General features: G+C 67.2%; 19 protein-coding genes and 1 tRNA gene. 17 read left to right on the forward strand and 3 right to left on the reverse strand.

Going from position 1 to position 25,032, the window contains the following annotated elements; all coding sequences use genetic code 11:
- The first annotated feature begins 172 nt into the window (after positions 1-172).
- A complete protein-coding gene (locus ACWC09_RS40710) occupies positions 173-1,228 on the forward strand; it encodes a UDP-N-acetylmuramate dehydrogenase (protein ID WP_450856110.1) in 1,056 nt (351 codons plus the stop codon).
- Between the two features lie 39 nt (positions 1,229-1,267).
- On the opposite strand, the gene ACWC09_RS40715 is transcribed toward ACWC09_RS40710, so the two are convergent.
- The gene (locus tag ACWC09_RS40715) at positions 1,268-2,308 is read right to left on the reverse strand and encodes an adenosine deaminase (protein ID WP_450856111.1); all 1,041 of its coding nucleotides are present in this window, start codon (positions 2,306-2,308) and stop codon (positions 1,268-1,270) included.
- A gap of 148 nt (positions 2,309-2,456) precedes the next feature.
- Complete coding sequence (locus ACWC09_RS40720) at positions 2,457-3,683, reverse strand: pyridoxal phosphate-dependent aminotransferase (RefSeq protein ID WP_450856112.1); 1,227 nt, start codon at positions 3,681-3,683, stop codon at positions 2,457-2,459.
- 282 nt (positions 3,684-3,965) lie between these two features.
- Here ACWC09_RS40720 and ACWC09_RS40725 point away from each other — a divergent pair.
- The 11 genes from ACWC09_RS40725 to ACWC09_RS40775 all read left to right on the forward strand — a co-directional run bounded on the left by ACWC09_RS40725 (position 3,966) and on the right by ACWC09_RS40775 (position 18,161).
- Positions 3,966-4,038 (forward strand) — tRNA-Trp (locus ACWC09_RS40725).
- A gap of 108 nt (positions 4,039-4,146) precedes the next feature.
- A complete protein-coding gene (secE, locus tag ACWC09_RS40730) occupies positions 4,147-4,431 on the forward strand; it encodes a preprotein translocase subunit SecE (protein WP_450856113.1) in 285 nt (94 codons plus the stop codon).
- 80 nt (positions 4,432-4,511) lie between these two features.
- A complete protein-coding gene (gene nusG / locus ACWC09_RS40735) occupies positions 4,512-5,366 on the forward strand; it encodes a transcription termination/antitermination protein NusG (protein ID WP_450856114.1) in 855 nt (284 codons plus the stop codon).
- A 166-nt stretch (positions 5,367-5,532) separates the two neighbouring features.
- On the forward strand, positions 5,533-5,967 hold the full coding sequence (rplK, locus tag ACWC09_RS40740; RefSeq protein WP_450856115.1) for a 50S ribosomal protein L11: 435 nt from the start codon (positions 5,533-5,535) through the stop codon (positions 5,965-5,967).
- Between the two features lie 87 nt (positions 5,968-6,054).
- On the forward strand, positions 6,055-6,780 hold the full coding sequence (gene rplA / locus ACWC09_RS40745; RefSeq protein WP_356357901.1) for a 50S ribosomal protein L1: 726 nt from the start codon (positions 6,055-6,057) through the stop codon (positions 6,778-6,780).
- A 156-nt stretch (positions 6,781-6,936) separates the two neighbouring features.
- On the forward strand, positions 6,937-7,845 hold the full coding sequence (locus ACWC09_RS40750) for a hypothetical protein (protein WP_450856116.1): 909 nt from the start codon (positions 6,937-6,939) through the stop codon (positions 7,843-7,845).
- A 109-nt stretch (positions 7,846-7,954) separates the two neighbouring features.
- Complete coding sequence (locus ACWC09_RS40755) at positions 7,955-8,812, forward strand: DUF1396 domain-containing protein (RefSeq protein ID WP_450856117.1); 858 nt, start codon at positions 7,955-7,957, stop codon at positions 8,810-8,812.
- A 279-nt stretch (positions 8,813-9,091) separates the two neighbouring features.
- On the forward strand, positions 9,092-9,622 hold the full coding sequence (gene rplJ, locus ACWC09_RS40760) for a 50S ribosomal protein L10 (protein WP_009330729.1): 531 nt from the start codon (positions 9,092-9,094) through the stop codon (positions 9,620-9,622).
- Positions 9,623-9,743: 121 nt separating this feature from the next.
- Positions 9,744-10,127, forward strand: a complete 384-nt coding sequence (gene rplL / locus ACWC09_RS40765; RefSeq protein WP_450856140.1) for a 50S ribosomal protein L7/L12 — start codon at positions 9,744-9,746, stop codon at positions 10,125-10,127.
- A 548-nt stretch (positions 10,128-10,675) separates the two neighbouring features.
- Positions 10,676-14,161 carry a DNA-directed RNA polymerase subunit beta gene (rpoB, locus tag ACWC09_RS40770; RefSeq protein ID WP_450856118.1) on the forward strand — a complete coding sequence of 1,162 codons (3,486 nt, stop codon included), beginning with the start codon at positions 10,676-10,678 and terminating at the stop codon, positions 14,159-14,161.
- 100 nt (positions 14,162-14,261) lie between these two features.
- Entirely contained in the window at positions 14,262-18,161 is a 3,900-nt protein-coding gene (locus ACWC09_RS40775) for a DNA-directed RNA polymerase subunit beta' (protein ID WP_450856119.1), read from the forward strand.
- Positions 18,162-18,186: 25 nt separating this feature from the next.
- Here the strand turns inward: ACWC09_RS40775 and ACWC09_RS40780 are convergent, their stop codons facing one another.
- The gene (locus ACWC09_RS40780; RefSeq protein WP_450856120.1) at positions 18,187-19,416 is read right to left on the reverse strand and encodes a hypothetical protein; all 1,230 of its coding nucleotides are present in this window, start codon (positions 19,414-19,416) and stop codon (positions 18,187-18,189) included.
- A 231-nt stretch (positions 19,417-19,647) separates the two neighbouring features.
- On the opposite strand from ACWC09_RS40780, the gene ACWC09_RS40785 reads away from it, so the two are divergent.
- The 5 genes from ACWC09_RS40785 (at position 19,648) to tuf (ending at position 24,892) form a co-directional block, all read left to right on the forward strand.
- On the forward strand, positions 19,648-20,190 hold the full coding sequence (locus ACWC09_RS40785) for a DUF1707 and DUF4190 domain-containing protein (protein ID WP_450856121.1): 543 nt from the start codon (positions 19,648-19,650) through the stop codon (positions 20,188-20,190).
- 328 nt (positions 20,191-20,518) lie between these two features.
- Complete coding sequence (rpsL, locus tag ACWC09_RS40790; RefSeq protein ID WP_003948652.1) at positions 20,519-20,890, forward strand: 30S ribosomal protein S12; 372 nt, start codon at positions 20,519-20,521, stop codon at positions 20,888-20,890.
- Between the two features lie 2 nt (positions 20,891-20,892).
- Complete coding sequence (rpsG, locus tag ACWC09_RS40795) at positions 20,893-21,363, forward strand: 30S ribosomal protein S7 (RefSeq protein WP_003992340.1); 471 nt, start codon at positions 20,893-20,895, stop codon at positions 21,361-21,363.
- 39 nt (positions 21,364-21,402) lie between these two features.
- Entirely contained in the window at positions 21,403-23,529 is a 2,127-nt protein-coding gene (fusA, locus tag ACWC09_RS40800) for an elongation factor G (protein WP_450856122.1), read from the forward strand.
- 169 nt (positions 23,530-23,698) lie between these two features.
- Positions 23,699-24,892, forward strand: a complete 1,194-nt coding sequence (tuf, locus tag ACWC09_RS40805; protein ID WP_142141935.1) for an elongation factor Tu — start codon at positions 23,699-23,701, stop codon at positions 24,890-24,892.
- Positions 24,893-25,032 lie beyond the last annotated feature (140 nt).

The following is a 25,032-nucleotide window of genomic DNA, read 5'->3' on the forward strand; positions in this document are numbered from 1 at the left end:
GCGGCGGGCGTCCATCACCGCGCACCTCAAAAAGACACAGCACCGCCCGACCGAGGACGGACACCCCCCGCCCCGGCCCCGACCCACAACCCACCGCAGGCGCTACGCGCACCCCCACCCAACCCGCGGCTGCGCCGCAGGCATCCACCCACCGTCTCGTACCCTTGTGCCCGTGCAGGAACGACACGACGCCCCCCTCGCCCCGCTGACCACCTTCCGACTGGGCGGCCCCGCCACCCGCCTCGTCACCGCCGTCACCGACGCCGAGGTGATCGCCGCCGTCCGTGAGGCCGACGACAACGGGACCCCGCTCCTGCTGATCGGCGGTGGGTCGAACCTGGTCATCGGAGACAAGGGCTTCGCCGGCACCGCCCTCGTCATCGCCACCAAGGGCTTCGAACTCGACGGCACCCACCTCGAACTCGCCGCCGGCGAGGTCTGGACCGACGCCGTCGCCCGCACCGTGGAAGCAGGCCTCGCCGGCATCGAATGCCTCGCCGGCATCCCCGGCTCCGCAGGCGCGACCCCCATCCAGAACGTGGGCGCGTACGGCCAGGAGGTCTCCTCGACGATCACCGAGGTGATCGCGTACGACCGCACCACCCACCAGACGGTCACCATCCCGAACACCGACTGCGCGTTCTCGTACCGCCACAGCCGCTTCAAGGCCACCCCCGACCGCTACGTCGTCCTCCGCGTCCGCTTCGCACTCGAGGACGCCGCCGGCCTCTCCGCCCCCGTCAAGTACGCCGAAACCGCCCGAGCCCTCGGCGTGGAACCCGGCGACCGAGTCCCCCTCGTCGCCGCCCGCGAGACCGTCCTCAAGCTCCGCTCCGGCAAGGGCATGGTCCTCGACCCCGAGGACCACGACACCTGGTCGGCCGGCTCCTTCTTCACCAACCCGATCCTCACGGACGCCGAGTTCACCGCGTTCCACGCGCGCGTGAAGCAGCGACTCGGCCCCGACGCGGAACCCCCCGCCTACCCCGCGGCCGACGGCCACACCAAGACCTCCGCGGCCTGGCTGATCGACAAGGCGGGCTTCACCAAGGGCTACGGCACCGGCCCGGCCCGCATCTCCACCAAGCACACCCTCGCCCTCACCAACAGGGGCAACGCCACCACAGAGGACCTCCTCACCCTCGCCCGCGAGGTCGTCGCAGGCGTCCACGAGGCCTTCGGCATCACCCTGGTCAACGAACCGGTGACGGTGGGCGTCAGCCTGTGAAGAAGGCTTGCCTCAAGGCGTGCGAGCCCCCCGCCCGCGTCAGACACCCGGCCCAGCCAGCCACGCGTCGACGCCCGCCAGCAGCTTCGCCCTGACGTCCTCCGGCGCCGCCGACCCCCGCACCGACTGCCGAGCCAGCTCCGCCAACTCCTCGTCCGTGAAGCCGTGATGGCGGCGCGCGATCTCGTACTGGGCGGCGAGCCGCGAGCCGAACAGCAGCGGGTCGTCGGCGCCCAGAGCCATCGGCACACCAGCCTCGTACAAGGTCCGAAGCGGCACGTCCTCGGGCTTCTCGTACACACCCAGAGCGACGTTCGAGGCAGGACACACCTCGCACGTCACCCCCCGCTCCGCCAGCCGCTTCATCAGCCGCGGATCCTCGGCCGCCCGCACCCCGTGCCCGATCCGCCCGGCATGCAGGTCGTCCAGACAGTCCCGCACCGACGACGGCCCCGTCAGCTCCCCACCGTGCGGCGCCGACAGCAGCCCGCCCTCCCGCGCGATGTGGAAGGCACGGTCGAAGTCCCTCGCCATGCCCCGGCGTTCGTCATTGGACAGCCCGAAACCGACGACACCGCGATCCGCGTACCGCACCGCCAGCCGAGCCAGCGTGCGCGCGTCCAGCGGGTGCTTCATCCGGTTCGCGGCGACCAGCACCCGCATCCCGAGCCCGGTCTCCCGGGACGTCGTCTCGACGGCGTCCAGGATGATCTCCAGTGCCGGGATCAGACCGCCCAGCCGAGGCGCGTACGACGTCGGATCGACCTGGATCTCCAGCCACCCCGAGCCGTCGCGCACATCCTCCTCCGCGGCCTCCCGCACCAGCCGCCGGATGTCCTCCGGCTCTCTGAGGCACGAGCGCGCGGCGTCGTAAAGCCGCTGGAACCGGAACCAGCCGCGCTCGTCGGTCGCCCGTAGTTTCGGCGGCTCACCGCTGGTCAGCGCCTCGGTCAGGGCGTCCGGCAGTCGTACGCCGTACTTGTCGGCCAGTTCCAGGACCGTCCCCGGCCGCATCGACCCGGTGAAGTGCAGATGGAGATGGGCCTTCGGCAGCTCAGAGACATCACGTACACGCTCCATTCCAGGATCCTGCCGTACGTCGCCGCCGTCCCGGTAGCGGATTCCCCTTTAGTGGTCTTGCTCGTACACAGATTTGGTGGTCTTGCTCGCACACAGAAACGAAAGGGCACCCACCAAACCGGTAGGTGCCCCCTGTCCGGACAGGACCTCAGTCCCGCGCCTCCGCCAGCAGCTTCTGGATGCGGCTGACGCCCTCGACGAGATCCTCGTCACCCAGGGCGTACGACAGCCGCAGATAGCCCGGCGTACCGAAGGCCTCGCCCGGGACGACCGCGACCTCGGCCTCCTCCAGGATGAGCGCGGCCAGCTCGACGGTGTCCTGCGGACGCTTGCCGCGGATCTCCTTGCCGACCAGGGCCTTGACCGACGGGTACGCGTAGAAGGCGCCCTCGGGCTCCGGGCAGACCACGCCGTCGATCTCGTTGAGCATCCGGACGATCGTCTTGCGGCGGCGGTCGAAGGCCTCGCGCATCTCGGCGACGGCCGTCAGGTCACCGGAGACGGCGGCCAGGGCGGCGACCTGTGCCACGTTCGACACGTTCGACGTGGCGTGCGACTGCAGGTTGGTCGCGGCCTTGACCACGTCCTTCGGGCCGATGACCCAGCCCACGCGCCAGCCGGTCATGGCGTACGTCTTCGCGACACCGTTGACCACGATGGTCTTGTCGGCCAGTTCGGGTACGACCACCGGAAGCGAGTGGAACTCCGCGTCGCCGTACACCAGGTGCTCGTAGATCTCGTCGGTCAGGACCCACAAGCCCTTCTCGAGGGCCCAGCGGCCGATCTCCTCGATCTGCTCGCGCGTGTAGACGGCACCGGTGGGGTTGGAGGGCGAGACGAACAGGAGGACCTTGGTGTTCTCGGTCCGCGCCGCCTCCAGCTGCTCCACGCTGACGCGGTAGCCGGTCGTCTCGTCCGCGACGACGTCGACCGGGACGCCGCCGGCCAGGCGGATCGACTCCGGGTACGTCGTCCAGTACGGCGCCGGGACGATGACCTCGTCGCCCGGGTCGAGGATCGCGGCGAAGGCCTCGTAGATGGCCTGCTTGCCACCGTTGGTGACCAGGACCTGGGCCGCTTCGACCTCGTAGCCGGAGTCGCGCAGCGTCTTCGCGGCGATCGCGGCCTTCAGCTCTGGCAGACCTCCGGCCGGTGTGTAGCGGTGGTACTTCGGGTTCGAGCAGGCCTCGATGGCCGCCTGGACGATGTAGTCCGGCGTCGGGAAGTCCGGCTCACCGGCGCCGAAGCCGATCACCGGCCGTCCGGCGGCCTTGAGGGCCTTGGCCTTGGCGTCCACGGCGAGGGTGGCGGACTCGGAGATCGCGCCGACTCGGGCGGAGACCCGGCGCTCGGTGGGAGGGGTTGCAGCGCTCATGGGGCCCATCGTTTCAGACCGGAAACCGGCCCGGCACGCGGGTTTCACAGACTGAACATGTGGGGATCGACGGCTGAACACGTGTCCGGATTCGCACGATGGCCTGGTGATCTTCCGTCGGTTTCCCGGCGATCTTCCTTCCCCAAGGCCCCTACGGGCGCTTTCTGTTCGACGAGGGGCTCCGGACCACGTACACTCTCACCTCGTTGGCCTTCAGCAGCCGCGCCGCGAGCGGTGCACACCGAGCACCCGGTCGGATGCGGTACGTTGGGGAACACACAAAGGGTCGTAGCTCAATTGGTAGAGCACCGGTCTCCAAAACCGGCGGTTGGGGGTTCAAGTCCCTCCGGCCCTGCTACACACACCTTCGCCAGGATGTGTGCGCATGTACGTACAGCAATGCACCGCCGTGCGGCTCAGACCGGGCGCGGCACGGCCACGACCCGGGAACAGGTGAGGACGAATGGCGGACGCCGTGGGCTCCATCGACACGCCTGATGCCCAGGACGAGGCGCAGGAGACGAAGAAGGCCCGCAAGGGCGGCAAGCGGGCCAAGAAGGGTCCGTTCAAGCGGCTTGCACTTTTCTATCGCCAGGTCATCGCCGAGCTTCGCAAGGTCGTCTGGCCGACGCGCAACCAGCTGACGACGTACACGACCGTGGTGATTGTCTTCGTCGTCATCATGATCGGCCTGGTGACCGTGATTGACTATGGACTCAGCCACGCCGCGAAGTACGTCTTCGGCTGAGCCGAGAGCGAAGGGCGCCGCGGTTACCGGCGCCCCTTTCGCATGTTCCACCCCTATGTATCCAGGAAGAAGCAGCCACCGTGTCTGAGCAGAACCTGAACGACGCCATCGAGCCCGACGAGTCTGTCGACGACGAGCTCGACATCGTCGAGGGCGCGGACGAGGACTTGGACGAGTTCGAGGCTGCCGACGCCGAGGCCGGCGAGCCCGCCGAGGAGGACGCCGTCCACGTCGTGGACGAGGACGTCGAGGACGCCGACGACGTCGCGGACGCCGAGGAAGAGGTTGTCGAGGAGGAGGCCGAGCCGGCCGAGCCCGTCGACCCCGTCCAGGCCCTGCGCGAGGAGCTGCGCATCCTCCCCGGCGAGTGGTACGTCATCCACACGTACGCCGGTTACGAGAACCGCGTGAAGACCAACCTGGAGCAGCGCGCCGTCTCGCTGAACGTCGAGGACTACATCTTCCAGGCCGAGGTGCCACAGGAAGAGGTCGTCCAGATCAAGAACGGCGACCGCAAGACGATCAAGCAGAACAAGCTGCCGGGTTATGTGCTGGTCCGCATGGACCTCACCAACGAGTCCTGGGGCGTCGTACGCAACACCCCCGGCGTCACCGGCTTCGTGGGCAACGCCTACGACCCGTACCCGCTGACCCTGGACGAGATCGTCAAGATGCTCGCCCCGGAGGCCGAGGAGAAGGCCGCCCGCGAGGCCGCCGAGGCCGAGGGCAAGCCCGCCCCGCAGCGCAAGGTCGAGGTCCAGGTGCTGGACTTCGAGGTCGGCGACTCGGTCACCGTCACCGACGGCCCGTTCGCCACGCTGCAGGCGACGATCAACGAGATCAACCCCGACTCCAAGAAGGTCAAGGGTCTCGTCGAGATCTTCGGTCGCGAGACGCCGGTCGAGCTGAGCTTCGACCAGATCCAGAAGAACTAGCTTCTTCGAAACGAGCTTCCGACCAGGTCAGGTGGGCTGCCCGCAGCCTGCCTGACCTGCTCGGTTTTTGGCCGCGCTTCTATACCCGTTATCGTTGTGCGGTATGCCTGCGTTCGGGTGGTCCTCGCGCGCAGGCAGGACCCGAATCGAAAGGACCCGGAGAGTAATGCCTCCCAAGAAGAAGAAGGTCACGGGGCTCATCAAGCTCCAGATCAACGCCGGTGCGGCGAACCCGGCTCCGCCGGTCGGCCCCGCGCTGGGTCAGCACGGCGTCAACATCATGGAGTTCTGCAAGGCGTACAACGCCGCGACCGAGTCGCAGCGTGGCTGGGTGATCCCGGTGGAGATCACGGTCTACGAGGACCGCTCCTTCACCTTCGTCACCAAGACGCCGCCGGCCGCCAAGATGATCCTCAAGGCCGCGGGCGTGGAGAAGGGCTCCGGCGAGCCGCACAAGACCAAGGTCGCCAAGATCACCCAGGCGCAGGTCCGTGAGATCGCCACGACCAAGCTCCCCGACCTCAACGCCAACGACCTGGACGCCGCGGCGAAGATCATCGCCGGCACCGCCCGTTCCATGGGCATCACGGTCGAGGGCTGAGTCCCACCCCCCCCGTACGTCAAGCAGAAGAAGTGGCAGGGCCGGCTCGGCCCGTACCACGACTCCTAAGAACACACAGGAGAAGTAGTGAGCAAGCGCAGCAAGGCGCTCCGCGCTGCGGACGAGAAGATCGACCGGGAGAAGCTGTACGCCCCGCTCGAGGCCGTCCGTCTCGCCAAGGAGACCTCCACGACCAAGTTCGACGGCACTGTCGAGGTCGCCTTCCGTCTGGGTGTCGACCCGCGTAAGGCCGACCAGATGGTCCGTGGCACCGTGAACCTTCCGCACGGCACCGGTAAGACCGCCCGGGTCCTGGTCTTCGCGACCGGTGACCGTGCCGAGGCCGCGCGTGCCGCGGGCGCCGACATCGTCGGCGCCGACGAGCTGATCGACGAGGTCTCGAAGGGCCGCCTGGACTTCGACGCCGTCGTCGCCACCCCGGACCTCATGGGCAAGGTCGGCCGCCTCGGCCGTGTGCTCGGTCCCCGTGGTCTCATGCCGAACCCCAAGACCGGCACCGTGACCCCGGACGTGACGAAGGCCGTCAACGACATCAAGGGCGGCAAGATCGAGTTCCGCGTCGACAAGCACTCGAACCTGCACTTCATCATCGGCAAGACGTCCTTCGAGGACGACAAGCTGGTGGAGAACTACGGCGCCGCGCTGGAGGAGATCCTCCGTCTGAAGCCGTCCGCCGCCAAGGGTCGCTACATCAAGAAGGCCGCGGTCTCCACCACCATGGGCCCCGGCATCCCGGTCGACCCGAACCGCACCCGCAACCTCCTCGTCGAGGAGGACCCGGCCGCCGTCTGAGCCCAGCGCTCACCCCGGTAGCCGCGTCGAACGCGGAGACGGGCCCCGCAACCCACGGGTTGCGGGGCCCGTCTTCTTCGCGTGCGGACTTCTCCGTACGACTGTCAGTGCTCTGCGTTAGCGTGCGAGCACAGCAATCGCATAGGGGTGGGACGAATGAAGAGCACGACCGTGCGCCGCGTGACCCTCTCGATCGCGGTGGCGACCGCGCTGTCGGGGGTGGCCGCCTGCACCTCCTCGGGCTCCGGGGGCTCCGGAAAGGACCACAGCGCCTCCGGCAAGGGCGCGACGCACATCAGCCCCGTCGCGGCCCTGCGCACCGTGGAGAAGTCCACCGACAGCGCCGACTCCGCCAGGGTCGAGTCCGCGACGACCATCGGCTCGCAGCTGTCCATGAAGTCGGACGGCGCCCTGGACTGGGGCGACGGTATCCAGGGCACCGTGACGATCACCTACACCGGTGGTACGTCCGCCGAACTGATGCGCCAGACCGGGACCACGTCCATGGAGGCCCGCTATCTGCCGGACGCCTACTACGCGAAGATGGGCGCCAAGTTCGCCGAGCAGGTCGGCGGCAAGCACTGGATCAGGTACGCGTACGCCGACCTGGCGAACCTCGCCGGCGGCTCCGGGGCGCTCCTCAAGGACCAGATGCGCAAGACGACCCCCAACCAGTCGGTGAAACTCCTGCTGGCCTCCGGGGACGTCAAGAAGGTCGGCTCCGAGCAAGTGCGCGGCGTCGACACCACGCACTACTCGGGCACGGTGGACATAGCCGACTTCGCCCGCAAGAACGCCAGCCTCCCGGCGAGCCAGCTGGCCGCCCTGAAGAAGGCGCTCACCCAGGCCGGTGTCAGCACCGAGACCGTGGACATCTGGGTCGATGGCAAGGACCTGCTGGTCAAGAAGGTCGAGAAGGGCACGATGTCGGCCGGCGAGTACACCCAGACCGCGTACTACAGCGACTACGGCGTGAAGGTCTCGGCGACCAGGCCACCCGCGAGTGACACCGAGGACTTCAAGGACCTGCTGAAGAAGCAGGGCGGGGCGGGCTCGGCCTCCTGAGTCCGGCGGTCCTCCCGGGGCGTAGGGGAATTCAGAAGCCCTTTGCAGTCCCTTGGAGTTAGGATCACGGCTCACCTGTGTATCAGCCATGTTTTCTTGGGGGGAATCAATGGGGGCTTCCGTACGTGGTTCAGCGCGCCGTAGAGCGGCCGGTACCGGCCTTGCCGCTCTGCTGCTCGCCGGGGGAGCGGTCGGCTGTCAGAAGGGCGACTCCGCCGGGTCGCCCGCGATGACGCCCGCGGCGGCCGTCGCCAAGGCCGCGAAGAACAGCGAGGCCATCACCTCGCTGCGCTACAGGATGGCCGGGAAGGTTCCGGGGGAGGGCCGGATCACCGGCGAGGCCGCGATGAGCATGAAGCCGCCGGCCATGAGCATGAAGATGACCGCCCAGGACCAGGCCGCCACGGGCCCGGTCGAGATCCGTCTCGTCGGCAAGGCCATGTACATCGGCGGGAACGCCTCCCTGGCCAAGGAGATGGACGGCAAGAGCTGGATCAAGTTCGACATGTCCGCGCTCGGGGCCGACAAGGAGCTGAACAGCTCCCAGCTGGGCGCCGGCCAGGCCGACCAGAACCCGGCCGCCGACTCCACCTTCCTCACCGGCTCCAAGGACGTGAAGAAGGTCGGCACCGAGACCGTCGACGGCGTGAAGACCACCCACTACAAGGGCACGGTCACCGTCGACGACATCAAGGCCGCGCTCAAGGACGAGAGCAAGACGGTCCGCGAACAGCGGGAGAAGGGGCTCGATCAGTACGAGAAGATGGGCCTCGACTCGTTCACCATGGACATGTGGATCGACGGCGAGAACCACACCAAGCAGTTCCGGATGCGCGGCGACGCCGACAAGGGCCCGCTGGACCTGACGATCACCTTCCTCGGCATCAACGAACCGGTGAAGGTCACCGCCCCGCCGGCCAAGGACACCGCCGACCTGGCCGAGATGATGAAGGACGCCCAGAGCTGAGCCGTACGGGCGGATTTGCTCGACGGCCGCCCGGTCCCGTACTCTCCTACAGAAGCCAAAGACCGCTGGTCGTTGCCGTGCGCTCGCGAGAGGGCCCGGTGGCCGAAGGATCCGCTGAACCGCGGACGACCCGCGCAGGTGACTGTGGAAGTGCTCCCGGTTCGCCCCTGTCCAAGGGGAAATCCGGTCGAGCTACGCCCCGTGCGCCTGCGCCGGGGCGTTTCGTTTTCCCCAGCCCCTTCCGAGCGGTCGTCATCACCCGGAAGGAGGCCGACGCTCATGGCAAGGCCCGACAAGGCTGCCGCGGTAGCCGAGCTCACGGAGCAGTTCCGTAGCTCGAACGCCGCCGTGCTGACCGAGTACCGGGGTCTCACCGTGGCGCAGCTCAAGACGCTGCGCCGTTCGCTCGGTGAGAACGCCCAGTACGCCGTGGTGAAGAACACGCTGACCAAGATTGCGGCCAACGAGGCCGGGATCACGACGCTCGACGACCTGTTCAACGGTCCGACGGCGGTTGCCTTCGTCACCGGTGACCCGGTGGAGTCGGCAAAGGGTCTTCGTGACTTCGCCAAGGACAACCCGAACCTCGTCATCAAGGGCGGTGTCCTTGACGGCAAGGCGTTGTCCGCCGACGAGATCAAGAAGCTTGCGGACCTCGAGTCCCGCGAGGTTCTGCTCGCCAAGCTGGCGGGCGCCCTGAAGGGCAAGCAGACGCAGGCTGCTCAGGTCTTCCAGGCGCTCCCGTCGAAGCTCGTCCGCACCGTGGACGCGCTTCGCGCCAAGCAGGACGAGCAGGGCGGTGCCGAGTAATTCGGCTCGCGAAATGACCGCCGCCTGAGGCTCCGCGCCTGAGGAAGCGGTCGTAGCGGGCCGAACGTACGCCCGCCAGACATGTACACACGGCACCAGCCGAATTAGTGGAAGGAAAGCCATCGTGGCTCTCACCCAGGACGAACTGCTCGCCGAGTTCGAGACGATGACCCTCATCCAGCTCTCCGAGTTCGTGAAGGCGTTCGAGGAGAAGTTCGACGTCACCGCCGCCGCCGCGGTCGCCGTTGCCGGCCCGGCCGGTCCGGCCGCCCCGGCCGAGGCTGCCGAGGAGAAGGACGAGTTCGACGTCATCCTCACCGGTGCCGGCGAGAAGAAGATCCAGGTCATCAAGGTCGTGCGCGAGCTCACCTCCCTGGGCCTCAAGGAGGCCAAGGACCTGGTCGACGGTGCGCCGAAGCCGGTTCTGGAGAAGGTCAACAAGGAGGCCGCGGACAAGGCCGCCGAGTCCCTCAAGGGCGCCGGTGCGTCCGTCGAGGTCAAGTAAGACCTCTCACAGTCCCCAGGGCTGTAACGCGTAAGCACTGAGGAGCGATCATCCATTCGGGTGGTCGCTCTTCGGCGTTCCTGGGGGCGCGGCCACGGTTACCTTGCGGCCTCGTGGGCGAGGGGTATGGTGATCTTCGTCGTGTCTCCCGACGGCCCTGGTTCGGGCTGGGGGGCCTTGACGAACCGCACGCAGCGCGCAATTCTCAGGACGCGTCGCCAGAACGGTCCGAATCCGAGGCATGGATCGGCGACGAAGAGGGCAGTATCAACGTGCGTTGAATGGGCAGGCATGCCAAGGGCGTTGAGGACAACGAGGGTCACAGAAAATCGGGGCTGGACATCAGTGCGCCAAGTGGCTACACTGACCCTTTGCGCTGCCTGTTAGCTGTCCCCTGCCCGTCACCAGGGGTCTGCCCTCGCCTCAGCACTTACGACTGGATCATCTCTGGCCTGGCCGAAAAGCCAAGTTCAGAGGGGTCTGTCGCTGTGCGGCGGTGAGGGGCCGGGGAGCGCGTAGTGAGTCCGAGCCCTCGGAAGGACCCCCTCTTGGCCGCCTCGCGCACTGCCTCGAACGCGAATATGAACAACGGCGCCAGCACCGCCCCGCTGCGCATCTCCTTTGCAAAGATCAAGGAGCCCCTCGAGGTTCCCAACCTGCTCGCGCTGCAGACCGAGAGCTTTGACTGGCTGCTCGGCAACACCGCTTGGCAGAGTCGGGTCGAGGAGGCTCTGGAGTCCGGTCAGGACGTCCCCACCAAGTCCGGTCTGGAGGAGATCTTCGAGGAGATCTCCCCGATCGAGGACTTCTCCGGGTCGATGTCGCTGACGTTCCGCGACCACCGTTTCGAGCCTCCGAAGAACAGCATCGACGAGTGCAAGGAGCGCGACTTCACGTACGCCGCCCCGCTCTTCGTGACGGCTGAGTTCACCAACAACGAGACCGGCGAGATCAAGTCCCAGACGGTCTTCATGGGCGACTTCCCGCTCATGACGAACAAGGGCACCTTCGTCATCAACGGCACCGAGCGTGTCGTGGTGTCGCAGCTGGTCCGCTCGCCGGGTGTCTACTTCGACTCCTCCATCGACAAGACGTCCGACAAGGACATCTTCTCCGCCAAGATCATCCCGTCCCGGGGCGCCTGGCTGGAGATGGAGATCGACAAGCGCGACATGGTCGGTGTCCGTATCGACCGCAAGCGCAAGCAGTCCGTGACCGTCCTCCTCAAGGCTCTCGGCTGGACGACCGAGCAGATCCTGGAGGAGTTCGGCGAGTACGAGTCGATGCGCGCCACCCTGGAGAAGGACCACACCCAGGGCCAGGACGACGCGCTGCTCGACATCTACCGCAAGCTGCGTCCGGGCGAGCCCCCCACGCGTGAGGCCGCGCAGACGCTGCTCGAGAACCTTTACTTCAACCCGAAGCGCTACGACCTCGCCAAGGTCGGCCGCTACAAGGTCAACAAGAAGCTGGGTGCGGACGCTCCGCTGGACGCGGGCATCCTGACCGTCGAGGACATCATCTCGACGATCAAGTACCTGGTGAAGCTGCACGCGGGCGAGACCGAGACGGTCGGCGACAGCGGCACGAACATCGTCGTCGAGACCGACGACATCGACCACTTCGGCAACCGTCGTCTGCGCAGCGTCGGCGAGCTCATCCAGAACCAGGTCCGCACGGGTCTGGCTCGTATGGAGCGCGTCGTCCGCGAGCGCATGACGACCCAGGACGTCGAGGCGATCACGCCGCAGACCCTGATCAACATCCGGCCGGTCGTCGCCTCCATCAAGGAGTTCTTCGGCACCAGCCAGCTGTCGCAGTTCATGGACCAGAACAACCCGCTGTCGGGTCTCACCCACAAGCGCCGTCTGTCGGCTCTTGGTCCGGGTGGTCTCTCCCGTGAGCGGGCCGGCTTCGAGGTCCGTGACGTGCACCCGTCCCACTACGGCCGCATGTGCCCGATCGAGACACCCGAAGGCCCGAACATCGGTCTGATCGGTTCGCTCGCCTCCTACGGCCGGGTCAACGCGTTCGGTTTCGTGGAGACCCCGTACCGCAAGGTCGTCGACGGTCAGGTCACCGACGAGGTCGACTACCTGACGGCCGACGAAGAGGACCGCTTCGTCATCGCGCAGGCCAACGCCACGCTCAATGACGACATGCGGTTCGAGGAGTCCCGCGTCCTGGTGCGCCGCCGTGGCGGCGAGGTCGACTACGTCCCCGGTGACGACGTCGACTACATGGACGTCTCGCCGCGCCAGATGGTGTCGGTCGCGACCGCCATGATCCCGTTCCTCGAGCACGACGACGCCAACCGTGCCCTCATGGGCGCGAACATGATGCGTCAGGCCGTGCCGCTGATCAAGAGCGAGTCCCCGCTCGTCGGCACCGGCATGGAGTACCGCTCCGCCGTCGACGCCGGCGACGTGGTCAAGGCCGAGAAGGCGGGTGTGGTCCAGGAGGTCTCCGCGGACTACATCACCACCGCCAACGACGACGGCACGTACATCACGTACCGCCTGGCCAAGTTCGCCCGCTCCAACCAGGGCACCTCGGTCAACCAGAAGGTCATCGTCAACGAGGGCGACCGGATCATCGAGGGCCAGGTCCTGGCCGACGGTCCGGCCACCCAGAACGGCGAGATGGCGCTGGGCAAGAACCTGCTCGTGGCGTTCATGCCGTGGGAGGGTCACAACTACGAGGACGCGATCATCCTGTCGCAGCGCCTCGTGCAGGACGACGTCCTCTCCTCGATCCACATCGAGGAGCACGAGGTCGACGCCCGTGACACCAAGCTCGGCCCCGAGGAGATCACCCGGGACATCCCGAACGTCTCCGAGGAGGTCCTCGCCGACCTCGACGAGCGCGGCATCATCCGCATCGGCGCCGAGGTCATCGCCGGCGACATCCTCGTCGGCAAGGTCACGCCCAAGGGCGAGACCGAGCTGACGCCGGAGGAGCGCCTGCTGCGCGCGATCTTCGGTGAGAAGGCCCGTGAGGTCCGTGACACCTCGCTGAAGGTGCCGCACGGCGAGACCGGCAAGGTCATCGGCGTCCGCGTCTTCGACCGTGAGGAGGGCGACGAGCTTCCCCCCGGTGTGAACCAGCTGGTGCGCGTGTACGTGGCGCAGAAGCGCAAGATCACCGACGGTGACAAGCTCGCCGGCCGTCACGGCAACAAGGGTGTCATCTCCAAGATCCTGCCGATCGAGGACATGCCGTTCCTGGAGGACGGCACCCCGGTCGACATCATCCTCAACCCGCTCGGTGTGCCGTCCCGAATGAACCCGGGACAGGTCCTGGAGATCCACCTCGGCTGGCTCGCCAGCCGCGGCTGGGACGTCTCCGGCCTCGCGGACGACTGGGCGCAGCGCCTGCAGGTCATCGGCGCCGACCAGGTCGACCCGGGCACGAACGTCGCGACCCCCGTCTTCGACGGTGCGCGCGAGGACGAGCTCGCGGGTCTGCTGCAGCACACCATCCCGAACCGCGACGGCGAGCGGATGGTGCAGCCGACCGGTAAGGCACGGCTGTTCGACGGCCGCTCCGGTGAGCCGTTCCCGGACCCGATCTCCATCGGGTACATGTACATCCTCAAGTTGCACCACCTGGTCGACGACAAGCTGCACGCCCGTTCGACCGGTCCGTACTCGATGATCACCCAGCAGCCGCTGGGTGGTAAGGCCCAGTTCGGTGGCCAGCGGTTCGGCGAGATGGAGGTGTGGGCGCTGGAGGCTTACGGCGCCGCGTACGCCCTCCAGGAGCTGCTGACCATCAAGTCCGACGACGTCACCGGCCGCGTGAAGGTCTACGAGGCCATCGTCAAGGGCGAGAACATCCCCGAGCCCGGCATCCCCGAGTCCTTCAAGGTACTCATCAAGGAGATGCAGTCCCTGTGCCTCAACGTGGAGGTGCTGTCCTCGGACGGCATGTCCATCGAGATGCGCGACACCGACGAGGACGTCTTCCGCGCTGCGGAAGAGCTCGGCATCGACCTGTCCCGGCGCGAGCCGAGCAGCGTCGAAGAGGTCTGACGGGAGTCCGGCCGGAGAACCTGGTGAGGACCTCCGGCCGGCCCCTGGACCCCCGTATCAGACCCCACAGACTTACAACCCTGAGAGGGATTGACGCATAGTGCTCGACGTCAACTTCTTCGACGAGCTCCGGATCGGTCTGGCCACCGCTGACGACATCCGTCAGTGGAGCCACGGCGAGGTCAAGAAGCCCGAGACCATCAACTACCGCACCCTCAAGCCCGAAAAGGACGGACTCTTCTGCGAGAAGATCTTCGGTCCGACCCGGGACTGGGAGTGCTACTGCGGCAAGTACAAGCGTGTCCGGTTCAAGGGCATCATCTGTGAGCGCTGCGGCGTCGAGGTGACTCGCGCCAAGGTGCGCCGTGAGCGGATGGGCCACATCGAGCTGGCCGCCCCCGTCACGCACATCTGGTACTTCAAGGGTGTCCCGTCGCGCCTCGGCTATCTGCTGGACCTGGCGCCCAAGGACCTCGAGAAGGTCATCTACTTCGCGGCGTACATGATCACGTACGTCGACGAGGAGCGCCGTACCCGCGACCTGCCCTCCCTGGAGGCGCATGTCTCCGTCGAGCGGCAGCAGGTCGAGAACCGTCGCGACGCCGACCTGGAGGCCCGCGCCAAGAAGCTCGAGACCGACCTGGCCGAGCTCGAGGCCGAGGGTGCCAAGGCCGATGTGCGCCGCAAGGTGCGCGAGGGCGCCGAGCGTGAGATGAAGCAGCTGCGCGACCGTTCGCAGCGCGAGATCGACCGCCTCGACGAGGTGTGGACCCGGTTCAAGAACCTGAAGGTCCAGGACCTCGAGGGCGACGAGCTGCTCTACCGCGAGCTGCGCGACCGCTTCGGCACGTACTTCGACGGTTCGATGGGTGCCGCGGCGCTGCAGAAGCGCCTGGAGTCCTTCGACCTCGACGAGGAGGCCGAGCGCCTCCGCGAGATCATCCGCACCGGCAAGGGCCAGAAGAAGACCCGTGCGCTCAAGCGCCTGAAGGTCGTCTCCGCGTTCCTGCAGACGAGCAACAGCCCCAAGGGCATGGTGCTGGACTGCGTGCCGGTCATCCCGCCGGACCTTCGCCCGATGGTGCAGCTGGACGGTGGCCGCTTCGCGACCTCCGACCTGAACGACCTGTACCGCCGTGTGATCAACCGCAACAACCGTCTGAAGCGGCTTCTCGACCTCGGTGCGCCCGAGATCATCGTGAACAACGAGAAGCGCATGCTCCAGGAGGCCGTCGACGCGCTGTTCGACAACGGTCGTCGTGGTCGCCCGGTCACCGGTCCCGGTAACCGCCCGCTGAAGTCCCTCAGCGACATGCTGAAGGGCAAGCAGGGTCGATTCCGTCAGAACCTGCTCGGCAAGCGAGTCGACTACTCGGCGCGTTCCGTGATCGTCGTCGGTCCGCAGCTGAAGCTGCACCAGTGCGGTCTGCCCAAGGCGATGGCGCTGGAGCTCTTCAAGCCGTTCGTGATGAAGCGCCTGGTCGACCTGAACCACGCGCAGAACATCAAGAGCGCCAAGCGCATGGTGGAGCGCGGCCGCACCGTCGTGTACGACGTCCTCGAAGAGGTCATCGCCGAGCACCCGGTGCTGCTGAACCGTGCTCCCACCCTGCACCGCCTCGGCATCCAGGCCTTCGAGCCGCAGCTGGTCGAGGGCAAGGCCATCCAGATCCACCCGCTCGTCTGCACCGCGTTCAACGCGGACTTCGACGGCGACCAGATGGCCGTACACCTTCCGCTGTCCGCGGAGGCGCAGGCCGAGGCCCGCATCCTGATGCTGTCCTCGAACAACATCCTCAAGCCCGCCGACGGCCGTCCGGTGACGATGCCGACCCAGGACATGGTCCTCGGTCTGTTCTTCCTCACCACCGACGGCGAGCTGCGTGACACCAAGGGCGAGGGCCGGTCCTTCGGCTCCACGGCCGAGGCGATCATGGCGTTCGACGCCGGTGAGCTCGCGCTGCAGTCCGCGGTCGACATCCGCTTCCCGGTGGGCACCATCCCGCCGCGCGGCTGGACCCCGCCGGTGCAGGAGGAGGGCGACCCGGAGTGGCAGCAGGGTGACACCTTCCGCCTGCGGACGACCCTGGGCCGCGCGCTCTTCAACGAGCTGCTGCCCGAGGACTACCCGTTCGTCGACTACTCGGTGGGCAAGAAGCAGCTCTCCGAGATCGTCAACGACCTGGCCGAGCGCTACCCCAAGGTCATCGTGGCGGCGACGCTCGACAACCTGAAGGCGGCCGGCTTCTACTGGGCGACCCGTTCCGGCGTCACCGTGGCCATCTCCGACGTCGTCGTTCCCGAGGCGAAGAAGGAGATCGTCAAGGGCTACGAGGCGCAGGACGAGAAGGTCCAGAAGCAGTACGAGCGCGGTCTGATCACCAAGGAAGAGCGCACTCAGGAGCTCATCGCGATCTGGACCAAGGCGACCAACGAGGTCGCCGAGGCGATGAACGAGAACTTCCCCAAGACCAACCCCATCTTCATGATGGTTGACTCGGGTGCCCGAGGAAACATGATGCAGATGCGGCAGATCGCCGGTATGCGCGGTCTGGTGTCGAACGCGAAGAACGAGACCATCCCGCGTCCGATCAAGGCGTCCTTCCGTGAGGGCCTGTCCGTGCTGGAGTACTTCATCTCCACGCACGGTGCCCGTAAGGGTCTGGCCGACACCGCCCTGCGTACCGCCGACTCGGGTTACCTGACCCGTCGTCTGGTGGACGTCTCGCAGGACGTCATCATCCGCGAGGAGGACTGCGGCACCGACCGTGGCCTCAAGCTCCACATCGCGGAGGTCGGCGCGGACGGCGTGCTGCGCAAGGCGGAGGACGTCGAGACGTCCGTGTACGCGCGCTGCCTCGCCGAGGACATCGCGGTCGACGGCAAGGTGCTGGCCCCGGCCGGTACCGACCTCGGCGACGTGCTCATCGACGAGCTGGTCAAGTACGGCGTCGCGGAGGTCAAGACCCGCTCGGTCCTGACCTGCGAGTCCCAGGTCGGCACCTGCGCCATGTGCTACGGCCGCTCGCTGGCCACCGGCAAGCTGGTCGACATCGGTGAGGCGGTCGGCATCATCGCCGCCCAGTCCATCGGTGAGCCCGGTACCCAGCTGACGATGCGTACCTTCCACACCGGTGGTGTGGCCGGTGACGACATCACCCAGGGTCTGCCGCGTGTCGTCGAGCTCTTCGAGGCCCGTACCCCGAAGGGTGTCGCCCCGATCTCCGAGGCCCAGGGCCGCGTGCGGATCGAGGAGACCGAGAAGACCAAGAAGATCGTCGTCACCCCGGACGACGGCAGCGACGAGACGGCGTTCCCGATCTCGAAGCGTGCCCGGCTCCTGGTCAGCGAGGGCGAGCACGTCGAGGTGGGCCAGAAGCTCACCGTGGGTGCCACCAACCCGCACGACGTGCTGCGCATCCTGGGCCAGCGTGCCGTCCAGGTCCACCTGGTCGGCGAGGTCCAGAAGGTCTACAACTCGCAGGGTGTGTCGATCCACGACAAGCACATCGAGATCATCATCCGGCAGATGCTGCGCCGTGTGACGATCATCGAGTCGGGCGACGCCGAGCTGCTGCCCGGCGAGCTGGTCGAGCGCTCGAAGTTCGAGGTCGAGAACCGTCGTGTGGTCCAGGAAGGCGGCCACCCGGCCTCCGGCCGTCCGCAGCTGATGGGTATCACCAAGGCCTCGCTGGCGACCGAGTCGTGGCTGTCGGCGGCGTCCTTCCAGGAGACGACCAGGGTCCTCACGGACGCGGCGATCAACGCCAAGTCCGACTCCCTGATCGGCCTCAAGGAGAACGTCATCATCGGTAAGCTCATCCCGGCCGGTACGGGCCTGTCCCGCTACCGCAACATCCGGGTCGAGCCGACCGAGGAGGCCAAGGCCGCGATGTACTCGGCCGTCGGCTACGACGACATCGACTACTCGCCGTTCGGCACGGGCTCCGGCCAGGCCGTTCCGCTGGAGGACTACGACTACGGTCCGTACAACCAGTAAGCGAGCAGCTTGAGTCGAGGGGCGGTCACTCCGGTGCGGGGTGGCCGCCCCTCGGCGTACCCGGATGCCGAAGCGTCCAGCGTCCGTCGGCGTCGATCCGCAGCACACGGCGCCCCTCCGGCACCGCCACGGTCAGTCGGGCCGCGCCCCTGCCCTCGGCCAGCAGGCGCCCGGTGCGGTAGGACCGGGTCACCTCGTGGACGGCGAAGGCCCCCGCGTCCTGGTGCGCGAACTCGACGACACGGCACCCGCTGTCCTTGAGCACCGTCTCGATGCCCAACCCCGTGAGCGGCAGGTCCTCCTCCAGCCGCCGGGCCTCGCCGGGCGGGCGCAGCGCGATCCGCCACGGACCCACCGCCCAGACGTCCAGCAGCAGCTCCCCACCGCGCCGCGCGGGCAGCAGCACCCTGGCCCGGCCGGGCTCGGTGTCCCAGGCGTCGTACGCCCCCTTGAAGAGCTCCCGCGCACGCGTGCCGGGAAGGCCCAGCTCGTGCACGGAGAAGCCGTCGCGCTCGCGGTACGAGATGGTGTCGCGCTCGCTCTCCGAGAAGTCGCCGTCCTCGCGCATCGAGAAGGCGTCGCGCTCACTCCCCGAGAATCCGCCGTCCCCGCGCATCGAGAAGCCGCCGCGCCCGCCCCCCGACACGTCGCCGCGCCCGCCGTCCGTCTCGAAGACCAGCAGCGCCGGGCCCCCGCCGACGGGCCAGGGCATCCGCACCTTGGTGTCGCCGGTGCCGTGGATCCAGGAGATGTCGGTGGCGGCGAAACGGGCGGTGTCCAGCCGCTCCAGTGCCGCGCGCCCGCGTTCCAGCAGCTCCGGCACCCGGCCGGGGGCGCTCGCCCTGGCCTCGTCGTAGGCCTCCAGGGCGGTGCGGTAGTCGGCGAGGTCGTCCGGGTCGGCCGACGGGCCGGGGCGGTAGGTGTGCAGGCGCAGAAGGTCGCCGTACGAGGTGATGGCCCGGTCGGCCGCCTCGGCGGCGGTCCGGCGGGGTGGCCGGGGCAGGGAGGGCTTCGGTGAAGGCCGCGGCCGGAGCCCCCTGCGGTCGCCCCTGGGCCTGCGTTCGTGCCTGGGCCTGAACCGGCGGGCCGCCAGCGCCGGCGGCACCACCAGGGCGACGTACATGATGAGCGCGGCCTCGCCGTCGCTGACCGGGAGCAGGCCGAGGACGAGGCCCAGCAGGACGAAGACGAGCGTCCCGCTGGCCAGTCCGTACCCCAGACTTCTGCCCCACGACGCCCTGCTGCCGGATGTCATACGGCCACCCCCCGTCCATCCCCTGGGAAGTCCCCTGGGAAGCCCCCTCGGACCATGGTGCGCCGCGTACCCGCCCCGGCGTCAGGGCCGACCCACGCCACATCGGGCGGCTCTCGGTTGCCGGACCCCGGCAACGGCCGGAAGTCGACGGAACAGACCAGGAACCGATGTCGATTGCGGGGCGTTAGAGGATGATGGAAGGCGTTCATTCGCTTTTGGGGGGAGGCGCCCGTGTCGCATCCGACGCCCTGGCAGCCGTGGGAGTCAGGACAAGGTGTCCCGCAGCCCTGGCAGGGGCACAGCGCGCCCCCCATGCTGGCCTCGCACGCCGACCGCGAGCGGGCCGTCGATGTGCTCAGAGCGGGGTACGGGGAGGGACGGCTGGAGCACGCCGAGTTCGAGAAGCGGGTGGGGCGGGCGTATGCCGCGCGGACCGTGGGGGAGCTGGCACTGCTCGTCGCCGATCTCCCGCAGGGGCCGGTGCCGGTGAACCGGGTCGCGCCGCCCGCGCCCGCGACCTTCATGCCGGCCGCGCCGCCGACGAACGGGAAGGCGGTCGGGGCCATGGTGTGCGGGGTGCTCACCTTCCCGACCTTCGGGCTGACCGGGATTCCGGCGGTCATCCTCGGGCACACCGCCCGCACCGAGATGCAGCACAGCGGTGAGCGCGGTGAGGGACTGGCCATGACCGGGCTGGTGCTGGGGTGGCTTTCGGTCGCCGGCTGGGTGATGGTCATCACCATTCTGATCGCCGCGGCGATCGCCTCCGCGTGACGTTCCGGTGAGCGTCTGCGTGTGACCGGAACGTGAAATCGAAGATCACGTACGGCGTAGGGTCTTGACATGTTCCGCATGGTGATGCGGGCGGATCCCATTTGTTTTGACCGTAGCGTTTGAGGTAGGTACGCTCAGACCTTGTGCCTGGGGTGTGCCCTGGCTCTCGTGCGTGCCATCAACCGCATGGCGAGCCGTCACTGGCCACCGTAATCTGTGCTCTTTTCGCCTCGCGGCGGGAGTCCGCCGGATTCGACACACCCGACCGCGTGGGTCGGCGACGTTCCAGGTTAGCTTCACCATTCGGCACACAGAAACCGGAGAAGTAGTGCCTACGATCCAGCAGCTGGTCCGTAAGGGCCGGCAGGACAAGGTCGAGAAGAACAAGACGCCCGCACTCGAGGGTTCCCCTCAGCGTCGTGGCGTCTGCACGCGTGTGTTCACGACCACCCCGAAGAAGCCGAACTCGGCCCTGCGTAAGGTCGCGCGTGTGCGTCTGACCAGCGGGATCGAGGTCACCGCTTACATTCCGGGTGAGGGACACAACCTGCAGGAGCACTCCATCGTGCTCGTGCGTGGCGGCCGTGTGAAGGACCTGCCGGGTGTTCGCTACAAGATCATCCGTGGCTCCCTCGACACCCAGGGTGTCAAGAACCGCAAGCAGGCCCGTTCGCGCTACGGCGCCAAGAAGGAGAAGTAAGAATGCCTCGTAAGGGCCCCGCCCCGAAGCGCCCGGTCATCATCGACCCGGTCTACGGTTCTCCTCTGGTCACGTCGCTCATCAACAAGGTGCTGCTGAACGGCAAGCGCTCCACCGCCGAGCGCATCGTCTACGGCGCCATGGAGGGCCTGCGTGAGAAGACGGGCAACGACCCGATCATCACGCTGAAGCGCGCGCTGGAGAACATCAAGCCGACCCTCGAGGTCAAGTCCCGCCGTGTCGGTGGTGCGACGTACCAGGTTCCGATCGAGGTCAAGCCCGGTCGTGCCAACACGCTCGCGCTGCGCTGGCTGGTCGGTTACTCCCGCGCCCGTCGCGAGAAGACCATGACCGAGCGTCTGCTCAACGAGCTTCTCGACGCCTCCAACGGCCTCGGTGCCGCTGTGAAGAAGCGCGAGGACACCCACAAGATGGCCGAGTCCAACAAGGCCTTCGCGCACTACCGCTGGTAGTCGCTACCCACATCGAGACCGAGAGAAGACTGAAGCCTTATGGCTACCACTTCACTTGACCTGGCCAAGGTCCGCAACATCGGGATCATGGCCCACATCGACGCGGGCAAGACGACCACCACCGAGCGGATCCTCTTCTACACCGGTGTGTCGTACAAGATCGGTGAGGTCCACGACGGTGCTGCCACCATGGACTGGATGGAGCAGGAGCAGGAGCGTGGTATCACGATCACCTCTGCTGCCACCACCTGTCACTGGCCGCTCGAAGACGTCGACCACACCATCAACATCATCGACACCCCGGGTCACGTCGACTTCACCGTCGAGGTGGAGCGTTCGCTCCGCGTCCTCGACGGCGCCGTGACGGTGTTCGACGGCGTTGCCGGTGTGGAGCCGCAGTCCGAGACGGTTTGGCGTCAGGCCGACCGCTACGGCGTTCCGCGTATCTGCTTCGTCAACAAGCTCGACCGGACCGGTGCCGAGTTCCACCGCTGCGTCGACATGATCTCTGACCGCCTCGGCGCTCAGCCGATCGTCATGCAGCTCCCGATCGGTGCCGAGGCCGACTTCAAGGGCGTCGTCGACCTGGTCACGATGAAGGCGTTCGTGTGGTCCGCCGAGGCCACCAAGGGCGAGATGTACGACATCGTCGACATCCCGGCCACGCACACCGAGGCTGCCGAGGAGTACCGCGGCAAGCTGATCGAGGCCGTCGCCGAGAACGACGAAGAGATCATGGAGCTGTACCTGGAGGGCGAGGAGCCTTCCGAGGAGCAGCTGTACGCCGCGATCCGTCGTATCACCATCGCGTCCGGCAAGTCGAAGGACACCACGGTCACCCCGGTGTTCTGCGGCACCGCGTTCAAGAACAAGGGCGTCCAGCCCCTGCTCGACGCGGTCGTGCGCTACCTGCCCTCCCCGCTCGACGTCGAGGCCATCGAGGGCCACGCCGTGAACGACGCGGAAGAGGTCGTCAAGCGCAAGCCGTCCGACGATGAGCCGCTGTCGGCGCTCGCGTTCAAGATCATGAGCGACCCGCACCTCGGCAAGCTCACCTTCGTCCGGGTGTACTCGGGCCGCCTGGAGTCCGGCACGGCCGTGCTGAACTCCGTCAAGGGCCGCAAGGAGCGCATCGGCAAGATCTACCGTATGCACGCGAACAAGCGTGAGGAGATCGAGTCGGTGGGCGCCGGCGACATCGTCGCCGTGATGGGTCTGAAGCAGACCACGACCGGTGAGACGCTGTGCGACGACAAGGCCCCGGTGATCCTGGAGTCCATGGACTTCCCGGCGCCGGTCATCCAGGTCGCCATCGAGCCCAAGTCGAAGGGCGACCAGGAGAAGCTGGGCATCGCGATCCAGCGCCTGGCCGAGGAGGACCCGTCCTTCCAGGTCCACTCGGACGAGGAGACCGGCCAGACCATCATCGGTGGTATGGGCGAGCTGCACCTCGAGGTGCTGGTCGACCGTATGCGCCGTGAGTTCAAGGTCGAGGCCAACGTCGGCAAGCCGCAGGTCGCCTACCGCGAGACGATCCGCAAGGCCGTCGAGCGCGTCGACTACACGCACAAGAAGCAGACTGGTGGTACCGGCCAGTTCGCCAAGGTGCAGATCGCGATCGAGCCGATCGAGGGCGGCGACGCCTCGTACGAGTTCGTGAACAAGGTCACCGGTGGCCGTATCCCGAAGGAGTACATCCCTTCGGTGGACGCCGGTGCGCAGGAGGCCATGCAGTTCGGCATCCTCGCGGGCTACGAGATGACGGGCGTCCGCGTCACGCTCATCGACGGTGGCTACCACGAGGTCGACTCCTCCGAGCTCGCGTTCAAGATCGCCGGTTCGCAGGCCTTCAAGGAGGCCGCGCGCAAGGCGTCCCCCGTGCTCCTTGAGCCGATGATGGCCGTCGAGGTCACCACGCCCGAGGACTACATGGGCGAGGTCATCGGCGACATCAACTCCCGCCGTGGCCAGATCCAGGCCATGGAGGAGCGGGCCGGAGCCCGCGTCGTGAAGGGCCTCGTGCCCCTCTCGGAGATGTTCGGTTACGTCGGCGACCTGCGCAGCAAGACGTCCGGCCGGGCCAGCTACTCCATGCAGTTCGACTCCTACGCCGAGGTTCCGCGGAACGTCGCCGAGGAGATCATCGCGAAGGCCAAGGGCGAGTAACACACCGCGTTCACCGCGCTGCGTTCACACGCCGTAGGCTTGACTCCGGAGCCTGCCGGGGCATTCCTCCCCAATCGTGGGGAATGCCCCGGGGCCCGGGCACTGACAGCAAAGATCACCTGGCGCCGATGAAGTAAGGCGTACAGAACCACTCCACAGGAGGACCCCAGTGGCGAAGGCGAAGTTCGAGCGGACTAAGCCGCACGTCAACATCGGCACCATCGGTCACATCGACCACGGTAAGACGACCCTCACGGCCGCCATTACCAAGGTGCTGCACGACGCGTTCCCGGACCTGAACGAGGCCTCGGCGTTCGACCAGATCGACAAGGCTCCCGAAGAGCGCCAGCGCGGTATCACCATCTCCATCGCGCACGTCGAGTACCAGACGGAGACCCGTCACTACGCCCACGTCGACTGCCCCGGTCACGCGGACTACATCAAGAACATGATCACGGGTGCGGCGCAGATGGACGGCGCCATCCTCGTTGTCGCCGCCACCGACGGCCCGATGCCGCAGACCAAGGAGCACGTGCTCCTGGCCCGCCAGGTCGGCGTTCCGTACATCGTCGTCGCCCTCAACAAGGCCGACATGGTGGACGACGAGGAGATCCTGGAGCTCGTCGAGCTCGAGGTCCGTGAGCTGCTCTCCGAGTACGAGTTCCCGGGCGACGACCTGCCGGTCGTCAAGGTTTCCGCTCTGAAGGCCCTTGAGGGCGACAAGGAGTGGGGCCAGACCGTCCTCGACCTGATGAAGGCCGTCGACGAGTCGATCCCGGAGCCCGAGCGCGACGTCGACAAGCCGTTCCTGATGCCGATCGAGGACGTCTTCACGATCACCGGTCGCGGTACGGTCGTCACCGGCCGTATCGAGCGTGGTGTCCTGAAGGTCAACGAGACCGTCGACATCATCGGCATCAAGACCGAGAAGACCACCACCACGGTCACCGGCATCGAGATGTTCCGCAAGCTGCTCGACGAGGGCCAGGCCGGTGAGAACGTCGGTCTGCTCCTCCGTGGCATCAAGCGCGAGGACGTCGAGCGCGGCCAGGTCATCATCAAGCCGGGCTCGGTCACCCCGCACACCGAGTTCGAGGCGCAGGCCTACATCCTGTCCAAGGACGAGGGTGGCCGCCACACGCCGTTCTTCAACAACTACCGTCCGCAGTTCTACTTCCGTACGACGGACGTGACCGGCGTGGTGACCCTCCCCGAGGGCACCGAGATGGTCATGCCGGGTGACAACACCGAGATGAAGGTGGAGCTCATCCAGCCCATCGCCATGGAAGAGGGCCTGAAGTTCGCCATCCGTGAGGGTGGCCGGACGGTCGGCGCCGGCCAGGTCACCAAGATCAACAAGTGACTCTGAGCCGCTAGGCCTCTGAGAGGGCCCGTACGACTTCGGTCGTACGGGCCCTTTCGTCTGTCCTGTGAAGGCTCGGCGAACTCTGCGGGACGTCCGCCTGGTGCATCCCCGTATATCCCCTTCGGGGCGGATGGGAC

The organism is Streptomyces sp. NPDC001617 (genome assembly GCF_053596855.1).